This is a genomic window from Streptomyces sp. A18, assembly GCF_059026065.1.
Genome location: NZ_JBWLKL010000055.1, coordinates 1 through 15080, shown reverse-complemented (window position 1 = coordinate 15080; position 15080 = coordinate 1). Strand labels below are relative to the sequence as shown.

Annotated in this window: 15 protein-coding genes; 6 read left to right on the top strand and 9 right to left on the bottom strand. The window is 70.0% G+C overall.

Going from position 1 to position 15080, the window contains the following annotated elements; translation table 11 throughout:
- From AC5P1C_RS39935 to AC5P1C_RS39900, 8 genes are all read right to left on the bottom strand, one after another.
- The gene (locus AC5P1C_RS39935) at positions 1 to 1773 is read right to left on the bottom strand and encodes an AMP-binding protein (protein WP_493870897.1); all 1773 of its coding nucleotides are present in this window, start codon (positions 1771 to 1773) and stop codon (positions 1 to 3) included.
- Positions 1770 to 2936, bottom strand: coding sequence for a Glu/Leu/Phe/Val dehydrogenase dimerization domain-containing protein (locus tag AC5P1C_RS39930; protein ID WP_493870896.1), 1167 nt, complete (start codon positions 2934 to 2936; stop codon positions 1770 to 1772). The genes AC5P1C_RS39935 and AC5P1C_RS39930 overlap by 4 nt, the downstream gene beginning before the upstream one ends.
- Positions 2937 to 3015: 79 nt before the next feature.
- Positions 3016 to 3579, bottom strand: coding sequence for a type 1 glutamine amidotransferase (locus tag AC5P1C_RS39925; protein WP_493870895.1), 564 nt, complete (start codon positions 3577 to 3579; stop codon positions 3016 to 3018).
- Between the two features lie 27 nt (positions 3580 to 3606).
- A complete protein-coding gene (locus AC5P1C_RS39920) occupies positions 3607 to 4461 on the bottom strand; it encodes an amino acid kinase family protein (RefSeq protein WP_493870916.1) in 855 nt (284 codons plus the stop codon).
- Between the two features lie 8 nt (positions 4462 to 4469).
- Positions 4470 to 5522 (bottom strand): N-acetyl-gamma-glutamyl-phosphate reductase, encoded by a 1053-nt coding sequence (gene argC / locus AC5P1C_RS39915; protein WP_493870894.1) that lies wholly within the window; start codon positions 5520 to 5522, stop codon positions 4470 to 4472.
- Positions 5519 to 6370, bottom strand: a complete 852-nt coding sequence (locus tag AC5P1C_RS39910) for an ATP-grasp domain-containing protein (RefSeq protein ID WP_493870893.1) — start codon at positions 6368 to 6370, stop codon at positions 5519 to 5521. The genes argC and AC5P1C_RS39910 overlap by 4 nt, the downstream gene beginning before the upstream one ends.
- Before the next feature lie 27 nt (positions 6371 to 6397).
- Positions 6398 to 6586 (bottom strand): lysine biosynthesis protein LysW, encoded by a 189-nt coding sequence (locus tag AC5P1C_RS39905; protein WP_493870892.1) that lies wholly within the window; start codon positions 6584 to 6586, stop codon positions 6398 to 6400.
- 77 nt (positions 6587 to 6663) lie between these two features.
- Complete coding sequence (locus AC5P1C_RS39900; protein WP_493870891.1) at positions 6664 to 7824, bottom strand: hydroxymethylglutaryl-CoA lyase-like TIM-barrel protein; 1161 nt, start codon at positions 7822 to 7824, stop codon at positions 6664 to 6666.
- Positions 7825 to 8171: 347 nt separating this feature from the next.
- Between AC5P1C_RS39900 and AC5P1C_RS39895 the strand changes: the two genes are divergently transcribed.
- Positions 8172 to 9377, top strand: a complete 1206-nt coding sequence (locus tag AC5P1C_RS39895) for a maleate cis-trans isomerase family protein (protein WP_493870890.1) — start codon at positions 8172 to 8174, stop codon at positions 9375 to 9377.
- A 29-nt stretch (positions 9378 to 9406) separates the two neighbouring features.
- Here the strand turns inward: AC5P1C_RS39895 and AC5P1C_RS39890 are convergent, their stop codons facing one another.
- A complete protein-coding gene (locus AC5P1C_RS39890; protein WP_493870889.1) occupies positions 9407 to 10009 on the bottom strand; it encodes a ScbR family autoregulator-binding transcription factor in 603 nt (200 codons plus the stop codon).
- Between the two features lie 540 nt (positions 10010 to 10549).
- Here AC5P1C_RS39890 and AC5P1C_RS39885 point away from each other — a divergent pair.
- The 5 genes from AC5P1C_RS39885 to AC5P1C_RS39865 all read left to right on the top strand — a co-directional run.
- The gene (locus AC5P1C_RS39885) at positions 10550 to 11734 is read left to right on the top strand and encodes an IS701 family transposase (protein WP_493870888.1); all 1185 of its coding nucleotides are present in this window, start codon (positions 10550 to 10552) and stop codon (positions 11732 to 11734) included.
- A 45-nt stretch (positions 11735 to 11779) separates the two neighbouring features.
- A complete protein-coding gene (locus AC5P1C_RS39880; RefSeq protein WP_493870887.1) occupies positions 11780 to 12574 on the top strand; it encodes a response regulator transcription factor in 795 nt (264 codons plus the stop codon).
- A 239-nt stretch (positions 12575 to 12813) separates the two neighbouring features.
- On the top strand, positions 12814 to 13410 hold the full coding sequence (locus AC5P1C_RS39875; RefSeq protein ID WP_493870886.1) for a sigma-70 family RNA polymerase sigma factor: 597 nt from the start codon (positions 12814 to 12816) through the stop codon (positions 13408 to 13410).
- Between the two features lie 11 nt (positions 13411 to 13421).
- Positions 13422 to 14630, top strand: coding sequence for an MFS transporter (locus AC5P1C_RS39870; RefSeq protein WP_493870885.1), 1209 nt, complete (start codon positions 13422 to 13424; stop codon positions 14628 to 14630).
- A gap of 31 nt (positions 14631 to 14661) precedes the next feature.
- A partial coding sequence (locus tag AC5P1C_RS39865) for a 2-oxoacid:acceptor oxidoreductase family protein (protein WP_493870884.1) occupies positions 14662 to 15080 on the top strand: 419 nt, incomplete at its 3' end.

The window sequence follows — 15080 nt, the reverse complement described above, 5'->3', positions numbered from 1 at the left end:
TCACCCCTCGCCGTACATCTGCCGCAGCGTGGCCTTGCGGACCTTGCCCGTCAGGGTCTTGGGCAGCGCGTCGAGCACCTCGAGGCGGTCCGGCAAAAACCTTTCCTCGGTGCCCGTCTCGCGCAGGTGCCCGATGACGTCCGCGAGGGTGGGGTGCTCGTCGCCGCTCGGCACGACCACCGCCAGAATCGGGTCCTCGACCCGGCCCGTCGGGCCGACCAGGGTGGCCTCGGACACCTGTGGATGCCGGGTGATGGCCGACTCGATCTCCGCAAGCGGCACCACCATGCCGTCCCGCTTGATGGCGTCGCCCGCCCGGCACAGAATGCGGATGCCGCCGCGGCCGTCGTCGCGGGCCACGTCACCGGTGTCGAACCACTCGTCGTCCAGGAGCTTGGCGCGGTACTCGGCGTCCCGTTTGAAGTAGCCGAGCGCCTGCGAGGCACCGCGCACCCGGAGCCGGCCGACGGGGGCCCGCTCCGTGGGGTTGATGCACTTGTCGATCCGGATCTCCATCGCGTCGATCGGACGGCCGTTGCTGTACGCGGCCCAGTCCTGGTTGTAGTCGAGCTTGGTGATGGTCACCGGACCGTTCTCGGACATGCCCCACAGCGAGTACGTGCGCGCCCCGAGGGTCTCGCGCAGATCGTCCACCAGGGGCTGAAGGACCTGGGCCGAGCCGGTCACCACATGGCGCAGCGTGGAGACGTCGCGGGGCTCGGTGCGCTGTGACTGCGCGATGTCGGTGAGCGTCGGCGGCGGCCCGTACAGGAGCGTGGCGCCGTACTTCTGCACCAGGTCGAGCAGCGCCTCGTTCTTGCGGCGGTCCTGGAAGGCGATGGTGCCGCCCAGCATGATGCTGGCCAGGACGCCCTGGCCGAAGCCCGAGTAGTGCACCAGGGGCGTGGTCACGGCGGCGACCAGGTGCTCGTCGAGCAGGAAGGTGTCGACGTAGCCGCGGATCGCGGAGTGGATGGTGTTCTGGCTGTGCAGCACGCCCTTCGACTCACCCGTGGTGCCCGAGGTGAAGAGCACCACGAACGGGTCGTCGGGCTTCAGCTCCCTGCCCTCCAGGTCGGCCTCGTGCATGCCTTCCCAGAGCCGGTCCACGAAGTGGTCCCGGAAGTTGAGGGCGCCCTCGGGGGCGTGACCGTCGACGATCGCCACATGCTGGAGGCTGTCCAGCTCCCGGCTGAGGCCGACCGCGCTCTTGGCCAGGTCGGCGCCCTCCCACTGGGAGATGGTGATGAGCACCCGGGCCTCCGTGAGGGCGAGGCGGTGCCGCAGGGCGTCCTCGGGGGTGGTCGGGCCGATCGGGCAGATGACCGCGCCGACCCGGATGCACGCGTAGAGCAGCGGCACCATCTCCCAGCGGTTGGGCAGCTGCACCGCCACGAAGTCGCCCGGTTTGACGCCCAGTTCGAGCAAGGCACCGGCGAACCGGTCGGTCAGCCGCTGCAGTTCGATGTAGTCGAGGGTGTCGGTACGCGCCTCCTGCACACGCCGCGCCGCCACCGCCAGCTTGTGCGGACGGGTGCGGGCCTGGCGCCGCAGGTCGTCGAGGAAGGTCTCGTCGCGCCACCAGCCGCGCTGGTAGTACAGGGCCTCGCGGAGGGCGCGACCGTCCGGCAGCGGCTCGGTGATCTTGACGCTCGGCATGTTCTGACGGATCATCAGCACCCCGTCGACCACGGGAACGTCCTTGTAGTCGCGCGGCGCGGTCACCACGGGGGACTTGGCGAAGCTCGCTGCCTCGGTAGCTTGGGCGTTCATCGGTGATCCTTCCGGCGGGCGGTGAGCAGGGACGGCAGCGGGTCCTGGCCCGTCGCCGCGGCGATCTCGAGCAGATCCCTGGTGTTCTGGCGCACCCGGTCACCGACCCAGTCGAAGACCCAGTTCTTGCGCTGCTCCGCGGGGAGTTCGAACGGCACGATCCGGGCCAGGGCCAGACCGGCGGCCGCCGCGCCGCCCACGTTGGCGACCACGTCCGGCACGAGCGTGGCCCCGGACGAGGCCAGCTTCCGGCGGGCCTCGGGGCTGACGGTGATGTTGCCGCCCTCCACGACCAGGCCGGCCCGCAGGCGGTGCGCGTTCGCGGAGTTGAGGGCGTTGTGGTTGGCGGCCAGGATCAGCACGTCGGCGTCCACGTCCAGCCAGGCGTCCGGCGCGGCGGACACCGTGACGTGGTCCGGAAGCCGACCGCGGTCGATGCGGCCGAAGCCGTCGGTGAGGGCGAGCAGTTCGGCCACCGGAAGCCGTTCGGCGCTGACGGTGCCCTCGATGTCCGCGACCCCGACGACGCGGTGGCCGCGCTGCTCGAGGAACCGCGCCACCGAGCGGCCCACGGTGCCGAAGCCCTGGATGACGACCCGGCGCGAGCCGCCCCCCGGGTGCAGCTCCTCCAGGGCGGCGACGGTGGCCACCCCCACGCCGTGGCCGGTGCAGTCCACCAGCGGCTCGTAGTAGGCGCGCCAGTCGTAGGGCATGTCCACGGCCCGGTTCTTGCGCCGCGGGTCGTAGTCCGCCTCGCCGAAGAACACGGCGCGGTCGGCCGGGGTCACCCCGAGGTCGCAGCCCAGGTGCAGACCGCCGTGCAGCAGCGGCGCGACGGTGCGGCCGAAGGTGCGGAGCGTCTGCTCGCGGTCCGCGCCGTCAAAGACGATGCCCGCCTTGGCGCCGCCGATGGGCAGGCCCACCAGGGTCAGCTTGTGGGTCATGCCGCGGGCCAGGCCGCGCACCTCTTCCTCGGTGACGTCGGCGGTCATCCGGGTGCCGCCCATGGCGAGGGAGTCGACGAGGGTGTCGACCACCACCCACCCCTTGAGAGGTCCGCCGCTGCCGTTCAACGACACCGTGAACGTGGGATCTTGAGTCCCTTGGGCCGCGTCGGCACGGGACGTCCGCACGTCGGCGGGGTTTTCGGTCAGAACGCTCATTGCCAGGGGACCTCTTGATCCATCTCGATACGGGGTTGAGCCATGCCGATGGGGGAGCGGGGCGCCGGCCGCGCCGCGCTCACCGGTACAGGTCCGCGAAGCCGCGCAGGATGTCCGCGCCGTCCTTGCGGAACTCCAGATGAGCCTGTGCGCCGTAGATCCGGCCGTCGTCCGAGCGCAGGAACTCCACCGGCGCGAGCGCGGAACGCCCGATCGTGCGGAAGCCCGCGGGAGCATCCCGCAGATAGAGGGTGTGCCGCTGAAAGAGCGACACGGCCGGTTTCACGTACGAGAACAGCGGATCCTCCGTGTCGACCTGCGCCTCGTGGCCGCCGACCCGCTGCGGCCCCTCCGCGAGGCGGCCGCCGTGCGCGACGGCGATGATCTGCATGCCGCCGCAGATGCCGAGGACCGGCACGCCCGCCGTCGCCACGAGGCCGACGAGCGGCTCGTAGAACTCGCTGTCGTACGCGCGCACCTTCGTTCCGCTCAGCACGATCGCCTGGTAGCGGGAGCCGATGCTCGCCGGCACCGAGGCCGCGTCGACCGTGTCGGTCTGCGAGCCCAGGTCCTCGAACCGCTTGCGCAACTGCTTGAGGGACAGCGTCCCGTTGTTCACCACTAGAACCCTGGGCGTCGCCACGAGTTCGCTCCTCTCGACGGTCCCGGTTCAGGCCCGGGTGGTGACGGTGTCGGTGCGCTCGCGAGTGATGACGGTGCCGGTGCGCCGGGCGAGCATGTGGGACACCGGCGCGCTGCCGATGTGCACCCGGCCCACCCCGCGGTCCAGGGCCTCGCCCGCCGCCCGCAGCTTCTTGCGCATCCCGCCCGTGGCACCGCGGTCCCGGAACCTGGCGGCCTCCGCCGCGCAGATCTGCCGTACCGGAGCACCGTCGATCAGCAGATGCGGTACATCCGTGACCAGGGTCAGGGCCGTGGCCGCGGCGGCCGCGGCGACAGCGGCGGCGGCCCGGTCGGCGTCGGTGTTCACCTCCTGGCCCGCGGCGTTGCGAGCCAGCGGGGTGACGAGGCAGCAGTGTCCGGGCCGCAGGTTCGCCAACTGCCCTGGGTCCACCGTGGTGATGGGGCCGACGAGGTTGTCCAGCTCCACCAGTTCCTTGCCGCGCCACCACCACCGCTCGCCCTCGCCCGCCTGCACCAGACCGTCGCTGCCCACGACGCGTTCCGCCGTCAGACCGCGCCGTTCGAGCCGCCGGAGCACGTCCTCGCCGAGCCGGGCGCTGACCGTCTTGATGTCGGCGATCACCTCGGGAGTCGTCCACCGGCTCTGGTTGCCGTACCGGTCCCGCAGAATCGCCGACGGCTCCGCGTAGCGCGGATCGAGGGCCTTGAGCGGCTTGGACCAGCCGTGCACCAAGACCAGGGGGCGCTCAAGGCCGTGCGCGACCAGGTCGTCCCACCAGGCCTCTGCCATGTCGTCCAGGCAGCTGCCGCCGAGCTTGACCACGGTCGGAATGTGCGTGTCCGTGGCCGTACCCCTCTGTGTCTGCGTCCGGATCTCCATGAGCGTCGTCATGCCGGCATCACCGGCTGCATGCCCAGACCCGTCTCCTCCGGCAGCCCGAAACGCAGGTTGAGCGCCTGGACCGCCTGGCCCGCCGAGCCCTTCACGAGGTTGTCGAGGGCGGCGAGCACGACGATGCGTTCCCCTTCGGTGTCGGGAAGCACCGTCACATCGCAGAAGTTGGAGCCGAGCACCGCCTGCGGGTCGGGCACGGGGATCAGCGTCTCCGTGTGCCGCCGCACCCGCACGAACCGGTGCTCCTTGTAGAACCGCAGATAGGCGCGCTGCAGTTCACGGGCGTCCACCACGTCATCGGTGAACACATAGGTGCTGGCGAGCAGTCCGCGTACCTGCGAGACGCCGTACGCCGACATCGTCAGCGAGCCGACATGCCCCGGCTTGGAGCGCTCCAGGAAGTCCGAGACCTCCGCCGCGTGCCGGTGCCCGGTCGGGGCGTACGGGGTGATCGCGCCGTTGCGCAGCGGGTGCAGGTCGGCGGTGCGCAGCTGCAGACCGCCGCCGCTGGAGCCCGACTTGCCGTCCACGAGCACGGTCTTGAGGTGCAGCCCGAGCGAGACCAGCGGCGCGAGCCCCAGGGTGATGGCGGTCGCGTAGCAGCCGGGCAGCGAGATCAGCGCCGCGTCGGCCAGCTGGTCCCCGATCAGCTCCGGCACGCCGTACACGAAGCGGTCGGCGAGCTCGGTGGAGCGCGTCACCTTCGGATACCAGCGATCGTGCACCTCGGGGGTGCGGATACGGAAGGCGCCGCTCAGGTCGATCACACAGCCGACCCGGTCGGCGAGCAGCGCGGACAGCTCGGCCGAGACCGGGGCCGGCGTCGCGAGGAACACCACGTCACAGCGGTCCGCCACGTCCTCGGTGACGGGCTCGACGGCCAGGCCCAGGTCGATGCGGAGTCCCGGGTGCAGTTCGGCCGGACGCCGCCCGATGTTCGAGGACCCGCCCAGGAAGGTCAGTTGGAGCTCGGGGTGCTGGATGACGAGCCGCATCAGCTCGCCGCCGGCGAGCCCCGACGCGCCGACTATTCCCACACGGATCATGCGAGGGTCTCCTGCACATAGCGGACGATGGAGGCCGGGACGTCCACGCCGGTCGCCGAGGCGACCGCCTTGAACGCCGGCGCGTGGTTGACCTCGTTGACGACCGGGCCCCGCGGGGTGCGGAACAGGTCGATCCCGTAGATCCCGGCTCCCAGCCGGTCCACCACCCCGTCCACGGCCTTCACGACCTCGGGATCGTGGGCGAGCGCGCGGCTCTGGCTGCCGAGCGCCGCGTTGCTGCGCCAGTCGCCCCCCGCGCTCTCGAACTCGGCGGCGGCGATCAGCTCGCGGCCGACGACGAAGCAGCGCACCGATCTGCCGCCGTCCAGGTACGGCTCCACCAGGCAGGCCTGCTCGAAGCCGTGCCCGAGGTCCTCGACGTAGTCGTACACGGACTGGGCCGTGTCGGCGTCGCGGATCAGCGTGACCCGCTTGCCCATGCCGCCGAAGACCGGCTTGAGCACGACCGGGACCCGCAGCTCGTCCAGGGCCCGCTCGAAGTCACGGCGGGAGAGCACAAGCCGGAAGTCCGTGACCGGGACGCCCGCCTCGCGCAGCACGGCGCGCAGCTGGAGCTTGTTCTCACAGGCGTGGATGGCCCGAGCCGAGTTCAGCGCGGCAATGCCCGCGGACTCGGCGAGGGTGGCGAGCAGCCCGCCCCGGGTGTAGCTGCGGCTGCGGATCAGAACGGCGTCGTACGCGTTGATCGATGGAGCGTCAGCGTGCCCGAGGCACAGGGATTCGTCGTTGGCCCACTCGACCTGGAGGCCGAGCTCGGGGGCAGACTTGATCAGGAGGCGTTCCTCCCAGCCGACCCGGTCCGAGACGATGGCAACTTTGCCGCCCATGAAGTGGTCTCCTCTACGCGTGGGTGGTCACTGGCCCCAGTCGCGCAGCTGCACTTCGACCATCTGCAGCGAGAGGGTCCCGTCGGCCACGTCCTCGACGCGGAGGGTGAGCATGCACTCCGGGCAGGACAGGGTTTCGCCGTCGACCATCGGCGGGGTGGTGAGGTCGGTCTCGCACTCGGGGCAGACGCCGGTGAGCGTGGCAGCGGTGGTCATCTTCTTCTCCGTTGGTGTGGTTCGTACTCGGTGGGACGGGCTCGTGGGACGGCTCGTCGGGCACCCGCGGGTGTGGCTCAGCACGAGGCGAAGTCGACGGCGAGCTTGCGGATGGCGCTCCGGTCGAGCAGTGGCCGCCCCTGCTTCTCCTGCCGGGCGGCGAGCCACCCGGTGAAGGCTTCCGTGTCGATGTCGAGGCCGCCTTCGTCGGCGAGCGCCCAGTTCACGAGTGCGGGCGTGAGACGTGAACGCACCCGCAGTTCACGGGAGTTGCCGACCACCTCGGGCGGCAGCGTCTCGTAGGCGTCCGGGTGCGTGAGCTGCCCGGGCAGTTCGTAGGCGAAGGAGTGCTCGGTGGTCGGACCCGACTGGAAGGCCTCGCCGAGCCCTGACCCCTTGAGCGCCGCACGCGAGAGCTCGGTGAGGTGGGACAGGTCGAAGCGCTCGTCGCCGTACAGGACCCGCAGCGAGGTGAGCAGCTCGGCCAGGGGCGCGTTGCCGCCGCGCTCGCCGATGCCCGCCACGGTGCACGAGATCCACTCCGCGCCCGCCCGGTAGGCGGCGAGGGAGTTGGCCACGGCCATGCCCAGCATGTTGTGCGAGTGGATCTCGATCTGGGCGCCGTCGATCGCGGTGAGGTGCCCGATCTGCTCCTCCATCTCCCAGGGCGACAGATGGGCGACGGTCTCGGCGAGACGGAACCGGTCGGCGCCGGCGGCGAATCCGGCCTCCACATAGGGGACCAGACGCTCCTTGGGCGTACGGGCCCCGTCCTCGCCGCTGAACGTGACGTGCAGGCCGCGGTCCTTGGCCATCTCGATGACGGCGCGCGCCACCGCGGTCAGGTACATGGCGCTCGGCGAGCCCAGTTTCAGCTGGGCGTGCGCCTCGGACGTCGGAATGGAGAACATCACCGACCTGACGCCAAGACGGACCGCCTCGTCCAGCGCCTCCTGCGCCTGCTGACGGTGGCGCACCACGACCAGGCTCAGGCTGCGTTCGGGCCCCACCGTCTCGTGCACGGCCTCGATGAGCCCGGTGTCCTTGCACGACGTGCCGGAGATCATGCCGACCTCGACCAGCTCGACGCCCGACTTCACCAGCAGATCGGAGATCACCGCGGCGTCACCGGCGTCGAACTCGACCCCGGCCATGTGCGCGGAGTCCCGCAGGGTCGCGTCCGATATGTGGGGCAGCGGCCGTGCGGGCCCATCGCCGTCGTTCTCTGATACCGCCATTACGTAAGCCTCCTTCTGCCGAACCCGCTCATCGCCGCGCGATTTTCCAGGACCCGCATGTGGCTGGGTCGTTCCGGGAAGAATGGGTGAATGGCCGGTGGGTCGTGCGACGGAGCTGCGAACTCTCCTTTCAAGGCTCATCTTTCAGGGGGAGAAGCGTCAAGGCGTTACTGTGCGGTCAGTGTCAAGTTTTGTGAAGTCGAAGTGAAGTAATTCAAGGAGAAGAAAGGCAGGTCAGAAGGGCTGCCATTCGCGTGAACAGCCGTCCGGTCCGGGGGAGTTCTGCCGTAGAGTGGCGAGTAATAAAAATGTTGAAGTCCGACCGAAACAGACAGGGGGCGTCCTGCATGAATCTGATCGAGGTGCCGCGGCTCGGAGTGATAGTTCCCCCGGAAAACCCCACGGCGGAGCCTGAGTTCCACCGGTTGCTCGGCGCCCGGATGAACGTCTACACGTCCCGTTTCCCGGGCGTGCAGGGAAAGGGACTCAGGGAAACCCTGGAAGCGTGGAACGAAGCTCTTCCCGACGCTCTGGGCGCATTCTGCGGAATGCGCATCGACGCCGCTGTCGTCGCCTGCAGCGCCTCCCACTATCTCCTTGAGCCGGACGGCGACCGCGCGTTCTGCGAGGAGCTCAGCGCCCGGGTCGGCTATGCGGTGGTCTCCTCCACGCAGGCCATCCTCGCCGCGTGCGAGACGCTCGGCCTCCACCGGCTCACGCTCGTCTCCCCCTACGAGCCCTGGCTGACCGAGACCTCGAAGGCGTTCTGGGAGGCCGCGGGCCTCAAGGTCGACGAGGTCGTGATCGTCCCCGCGGGTGACGATCTGTACGACCCGTACCGAGTGACGACGGAGGCCATACTCGACCAGGTGCGCGACCGGGAATTCCCGGCCGACACCGCTCTGCTGTTCACCGGCACGGGCATGGCGACCCTGGCGGCCGTGGGTGAACTGGCCGTCGGCTCCGACCGGGTGCTGCTGACCTCCAACCTGGCCGGCGCCTGGTGGGCGCTGCGCCATGTCGGGGTGCGCTGTGACGGCTTCGAGGCGCATCCGCTCCTGCGCCGTCTGGAGCGCGCGGCCGCGGCCCTGACCGACCCCGAACAGGACCCGCGGCGCCCGCTGCAGACGATCACCGAGACCGCCGTGCGCCAGCTGGTCGAGTCCTGGTACGCGGCTCTCGACCGCCACGAGCCGGTGGAGAAGATCCAGTCGTACCTCGCGTCCGTTGGCCTCACGCTGCATCAGCGTGAGGGCACGTACACCGAACTCGACGGCTTCCGGACCTGGTACGAGGAGGTCACGCACCGGTTCTTCGACGAGCGGCGCGCTCTGTCCGCGGTGGATGTCCGGCTGTCCGGCGGGCCGAGCGCCGAGGTCGGTGTCCGGCTCAACTGGCAGGCCACGCAGTGGAGTCCGCCAGGCCCGGCCAGCCGTCGTATCGGATACGACGTCGCCCAGACCCTGAGCGTGGCCGTGGAGGACGGGGTGCCGCTGATCCGGACGATGACGGTCGATTCACTGGCCCCGATGCCGGGTTCGGCGTTCCTCTGAGTCCGGCCGTCCCTGCAGCCGCCTCGGTGTCAGGGCGGCGGATACGACCCCCGCGAGATGCCCGGCAGAACCAGCTGCCAGACGCGGCTCAGCTGGTCCTTCGCGCTCTCCTGCTCTTCCGGCGCGCAGGCGCAGTGGCGCACATAGGTCTCCGTGCCCGTCATCAGGTGGGCGGTCAGGGTGAGGACCGTCTGCGTGTCGACGCCCGGCCGCAGTTCCCGCTCCGCCGCCTCGTCGAGCAGCGACTCGACCATGGGCAGCCAGACGGCGGGCCAGGAGCTGCCGTGATCGGGACGCTCGCGGGTGAGCCGGGCCGCCGCCCGGACGACGATGTCCTCGTCGAGGAGTCGCGCCACCTCGAGCGTCAGGTCGATCACGGATTGCAGGGGCCGGGCATGCTCACCGGCGACCGTCTCCGCCACCGTTCGCGTGACGCGGGCGCCGCGCACCTGCACGGCGGACGCGAGCTGGTTCTTCGTGGGGAAGTGGAAGGTCAGGGCTCCCATGGATATGCCGGCCGCCTTGCTGACCTGCGCGAGGGACGTCGCTTCGTAACCGACGCAGTCGAAGGCGGCTGCGGCCGCCTGGACCAGCGCTTCTCGCGTGCGGGCCGCTCTCTCTTGTTTCACCATGTGCTGTCTTTCGGATAAGCACCCACTGGTGGGTGAGGCCCGGGCTTGCGAGGCCCGAGTGGCTGCCGTGGCTCAGCGCTGGGCCCGCGGCGCGGAACGAGCGCAGCCGGGCGTGTGTTTGCCCTCGGGCAACCCATCGACCGGCACGGCACGTCCCTGGCCATCATTGTGTCAGCGCGGTAATCCATGTCCATTGCGAGAGTAAATTCTAGCCAAGGCGTAGGGAAGTTATGGCCAGAATGGCGCAGTTGAGCCCATGTGTGCGATATGCCCCTCCGTCAGCTGTTGTTGCTGGCTTGATGAGTGTTGAGGCCTAGCGTCCGGTTGTGCAAGGGCAACTTGCGATAGTGCATCCGGCTTTGCTCCGTCGCGGCCCGACGGAGCTCTCGACATCACGTTGGCAAATAGCAAGCGGCAACGCAGGGGCGGGACTTGGACAAGTTGAACTCGTCTCGGAAAAACAAAGCGATCGTTCGTTATTGTATGGAAGGCCGTCATGCCAAGGGCGGTCGAGGACGGCGTCCGGGAGGGAAGGCGGAAATGGCGGAGCATCACGGACCTAGCACGATGGAGCCGGCTTCCGGTGTGCCGGTGTCATCCTTTGCACAGGTGATCTTCGGACATATGGTGCGATCGGATCAGCGCAGGTGGGCCGAGGCTTATCTGCAGGCGCTGCTGACCACGCCGGGCCGGAAGTCGGTGCGCCGCCTCGCGGCCGCGGTCTCCGGATCCCCCACGGCCGCCCTGTCCCTGCAGCAGTTCGTCAACTCCAGCCCCTGGGAGTGGGCGCCGGCCCGGCGGGAGCTGACGCGCTTGGCCGAAAGGCACACGAAGCCGCGTGCCTGGACGATCGGCAACGCCATCCTGCCCAAGCGGGGCGACTTCTCCTGCGGAGTACACCGCCGCTTCGTGCCCGCCGCCGGCCGGACCATCAACTGCCAGGTCGGCACCGGCGTCTTCGTGTCCTCCGACGCCGAGGCCATCCCTGTCGACTGGCGCCTGCTGCTGCCGGAGACATGGACGGAGGACTCCGGCTTGCGGGCGCGCGCCCGTATCCCCGACTCCCTCGGCTGCCGCCCCATGTGGGCGCAGGTGCTCAACCTCGTGGACACCATGGCCTCGCGCACCTCGCGGCCCCGCCTGCCGGTCGTGGCGGACATGAGCGAGTGCGCCGACGTCGAGGCGCTCCTGCACGGTCTGAGCAGGAGGGGGCACGAGTTCGTCGTGGCTGTGCCCGCCGCGCTTCCGGTCGTCGGCGGCACGGCCCGGTCGTCCGCGGCGCGCGGAGCGACCGCCGAAGCCGGCCAGCAGGCCCGTGTCGCCAAGGAGTTCATCAGCAGGAGCGGCGCACAGCAGCGCCACGCCGTCGCGAAGCCGCAGCGCCGCCCGGTGCAGTTTCTGTCCCAGGCGGTGCGGCTGCCCGGCATGGGCCACCCCTACCGCCTCTTCACCGAGTGGCGACCCGGCGCGGCCGTACCGCCCCGGGTGTGGATCACCAATCTGGCCGGGCACGGCATCGACCACCTGGTCGGCCTGACCCGGCTGCAGTCCGGGACAGCGGCCGCGATCGACTCCCTGGGACGGGACTTCGGGCTGCTCGACTTCGAAGGTCGCTCGTTCCCCGGCTGGCACCACCACATGACCCTGGCCTCGGCCGCATACGCGTACAGCCGTCTGAGCTCCGCCGTGGAGAACGGCGGCGGCGCGTTCGACATGAGTGCCTGACATGCACCGGCCCGCGGACCGGCCCAGCCACCACGCGAGGAAGCGATGATGAAGGTACTTGTGGTCGAAGCGTCTGCCGCGCGGGCCGAATCCACTGCCCGTGTGCTGCGACGGCAGGGGTACGAGGCCGTCGGTGTCGACTCCGGCACGGAGGCGCTGCGTCTGTACGAGAACGCCGATCTGGTCCTGCTCGACCTGGACCTGCCCGACGTCGACGGCCTCCAGGTCTGTCAGGCCATCAGGGCCGGGAGCAGCACTCCCATCATCTCGTTCACCGGCCGCGACACCGAGCTCGACCGGGTGCTCGCGCTACAGGCCGGAGCGGACGACTGCGTGGTCAAGTCCTGCGGGTCGCGTGAAGTGCTCGCCCGGATTGAGGCGTTGGTGCGCCGCGCCTACCCCTGGCAGGAAGGCCCTTGCTCGATCGCGCTGCACCCGCTGTACATAGACGGCAGATCCCGCGAGATATGCCTGGACGGCCGCCTGATAGACGCCACGGCCAAGGAGTTCGACCTGCTCTACACGCTGGCCACGCACCCGGAGAAGGTCGTGTCGCGCAAGGAGCTCATGGTGAAGATCTGGGAGCGCGACGCCACCGAGTCGAGCCGCACCGTCGACACCCACGTCAGCAGTCTGCGCGCCAAGCTCGGCGCCAGCGAGTGGATCGTGACCGTACGGGGCGTCGGCTACCGCATCGGCTGCGGCCGCGAACCCGCGCGCCTGACGGGGCGGGCGCAGGAGGGCCGGGCGGGTGCGGTGGGTTCTGTGGGCACGGTGGACACCGTGGGTGCGGCCGGGGCCGTACCCGGCAGCGCGGCGAGCTCCCGCTCGGTCCTGTGACGGTGCGGCGCGCCGCGAACTCACGGCGCATTCCCGGCACTTGCCATTGTCGCCGCGGACCCGCCGCCCGGCCGACAAAAACAGAACAGTTGATATGTAACCTCGGTGCTGCGGCGTACTCCTTGCGTTCGGCCGCACATAACTTCCCGAACGGGCCGACGGCGAGGGCGCGAGCCCCCCACCGCCCGCCCAACTTCCGCCGCCCGGCCTGACCACCGGAGCCGAACCTGATGACGGACATGACCACAGCCCCCGCCACCGAGACGGCCGAGCAGCGCTCCGCGCGATTCGCACGGGACGCCCTCGCCTTCGAGCCCCAACTGCACGCCCAGGCCCTGAGGCTGACGAGGCATCCGGCAGACGCGGAAGACCTGGTCCAAGAGGCGTACACCCGCGCCTTCCGCAGCTTCCACCAGTTCCGCCCCGGCACCAACCTCAAGGCCTGGCTGGCCAGGATCCTGCTCAACATCCACCTGACGACGTACCGCAAGAAGCAGCTGGAGCCGCGCTGCGCGCCCACCTCCGAGATCGCCGACTGGCAGCTCGTGAACGCCGCGTCCCACAGCTCGGGCGGACTCCCGTCGGCCGAGGCCCAGGTCATGAAATGGATCCCCGACGCGGCCGTCTGTCAGGCGATGCGCTCGATCCCCGACGACTTCAGGACCGTCGTCTACCTCGCCGACATCGAGGGCCTGCCCTACGAGGAGATCGCCAGCTTCTGCGGCATTCCCGCAGGAACCGTCAACTCCCGGCTGCACCGCGGCCGCAGGCGGCTGCGCAGCCTCCTCGAGGGCCACAACGGACGCCGCAGCGCGGCCCACACACACGAAGGTTGAGTGACCACGGCATGACCACTGACACCACTCCGCTCGCCGTCGGCGACCGGCCAGCGTCCGGGCGACTGCCGGTCTCGGCGCTCCTCGCCCTGGCGACCGCCGTGTTCATCACCAGCCTCACCGAGACCCTCCCGGCAGGCGTGCTCCCCGCCATGAGCGCGGACCTCGGCGTCAGCGAGTCCGCCGCAGGGCAGACCGTCACCGTCTACGCCCTCGGCACCGCCCTCACCGCGATCCCGCTGACCGCCGCCACCGCCGCCTGGCGCCGCAAGAAGCTGCTGCTCACCTCCATGGGCCTCTTCGCCGTCGCCAACACCGTCACCGCGGTGTCCGTCAACTACCCGCTGACGATGGCTGCCCGCTTCCTCGCCGGTGTCGCCGCCGGTGTCGCCTGGGCGCTGCTCGCCGGCTACGCCCGCCGCATGGCACCCCCGCACCTCAAGGGCAAGGCCATGGCCATCGCCATGGCCGGCATCCCTGTCGCCCTCTCCCTCGGGGTGCCCGCGGGCACGTACATCGGCAAGGCCTTCAGCTGGCAGATCGCCTTCTGGACGATGACGGTCCTGACCGTGCTGCTCCTGGCCTGGGTCATCGCCGTCGTCCCCGACTACCCGGGACGCCGCACCGGGGCCAAGACACGCATGATGTCCGCCCTGTCCGTACCGGGCGTGCTGCCCGTCCTCGTGGTCACCCTCGTCTTCGTCCTCGCCCACACGATCCTCTACACCTACGTCGCCACCTTCCTCGAGCACATCGGCATGGGCCGCTCCACCGACCTGGTCCTGCTGGCCTTCGGAGCCGCCTCCCTCCTCAGCATCTGGATCGTCGGCGCCCTCATCCACCGCCGCCTGCGCGCCCTCACCGTGGCCAGCACCCTCCTCGTGGGCGCCGCCGCCGCGTTGCTCGCGGCCTGGGCCGACAGCCCGCCCCTCGTCTACGCCGCCGTGATCCTGTGGGGCCTCGGCTGGGGCGGCGTGCCCACGCTTCTGCAGACGGCGGCGGGCGACGCGGGCGGTGAGCACGCGGCCGACGCCGTCCAGGCCATGCTCGTCACGCTGTGGAACCTGGCGATGGCCGGCGGCGGAGTCGCCGGTGGCGTCCTCCTAGGCGCCTTCGGCACGACCTCGTTCCCGTGGAGCGTGCTCCTCCTGATGGTCCCGGTACTGCTCGTGGTGCTCGTGTCCCGGGCCCACGGCTTTCCCGCCGAGCGGACCGGCTGACGTGCGCACGGACCACGACGATCGGAGAGCGATGACCACCGCCGAAGCACCGGACACCGACACCAGCACCGACACCAGCACCGTTCCGAGCACGCCGGTGCGCTGTCTGGACCGGGCGGTCATTCGCTTTGCGGGTGACTCGGGTGACGGTATGCAGCTCACCGGTGAGCGGTTCACTTCGGAGACGGCGTCCTTCGGGAACGACCTGTCGACTCTGCCGAATTTCCCGGCGGAGATCCGGGCGCCTGCCGGGACGCTGCCGGGCGTCTCCTCCTTTCAGTTGCATTTCGCGGATCACGACATCCTGACGCCGGGTGACGCGCCGAACGTTCTGGTGGCGATGAATCCGGCGGCGTTGAAGGCGAACATCGCTGATGTGCCGCGGGGTGCGGAGATCATCGTGAACACGGATGAGTTCTCCAAGCGGGCGATGGCGAAGGTCGGCTATGA

Coding starts and splice junctions, on each gene's coding strand:
- AC5P1C_RS39905 (WP_493870892.1), bottom strand. CDS start 6,586: ATGACCACCGCTGCCACGCTCACCGGCGTCTGCCCCGAGTGCGAGACC.
- argC (WP_493870894.1), bottom strand. CDS start 5,522: ATGATCCGTGTGGGAATAGTCGGCGCGTCGGGGCTCGCCGGCGGCGAG.
- AC5P1C_RS39930 (WP_493870896.1), bottom strand. CDS start 2,936: ATGAGCGTTCTGACCGAAAACCCCGCCGACGTGCGGACGTCCCGTGCC.
- AC5P1C_RS39890 (WP_493870889.1), bottom strand. CDS start 10,009: ATGGTGAAACAAGAGAGAGCGGCCCGCACGCGAGAAGCGCTGGTCCAG.
- AC5P1C_RS39870 (WP_493870885.1), top strand. CDS start 13,422: ATGACCACTGACACCACTCCGCTCGCCGTCGGCGACCGGCCAGCGTCC.
- AC5P1C_RS39885 (WP_493870888.1), top strand. CDS start 10,550: ATGGCGGAGCATCACGGACCTAGCACGATGGAGCCGGCTTCCGGTGTG.
- AC5P1C_RS39910 (WP_493870893.1), bottom strand. CDS start 6,370: ATGGGCGGCAAAGTTGCCATCGTCTCGGACCGGGTCGGCTGGGAGGAA.
- AC5P1C_RS39920 (WP_493870916.1), bottom strand. CDS start 4,461: ATGGAGATCCGGACGCAGACACAGAGGGGTACGGCCACGGACACGCAC.
- AC5P1C_RS39880 (WP_493870887.1), top strand. CDS start 11,780: ATGATGAAGGTACTTGTGGTCGAAGCGTCTGCCGCGCGGGCCGAATCC.
- AC5P1C_RS39900 (WP_493870891.1), bottom strand. CDS start 7,824: ATGGCGGTATCAGAGAACGACGGCGATGGGCCCGCACGGCCGCTGCCC.
- AC5P1C_RS39875 (WP_493870886.1), top strand. CDS start 12,814: ATGACCACAGCCCCCGCCACCGAGACGGCCGAGCAGCGCTCCGCGCGA.
- AC5P1C_RS39935 (WP_493870897.1), bottom strand. CDS start 1,773: ATGAACGCCCAAGCTACCGAGGCAGCGAGCTTCGCCAAGTCCCCCGTG.
- AC5P1C_RS39895 (WP_493870890.1), top strand. CDS start 8,172: ATGAATCTGATCGAGGTGCCGCGGCTCGGAGTGATAGTTCCCCCGGAA.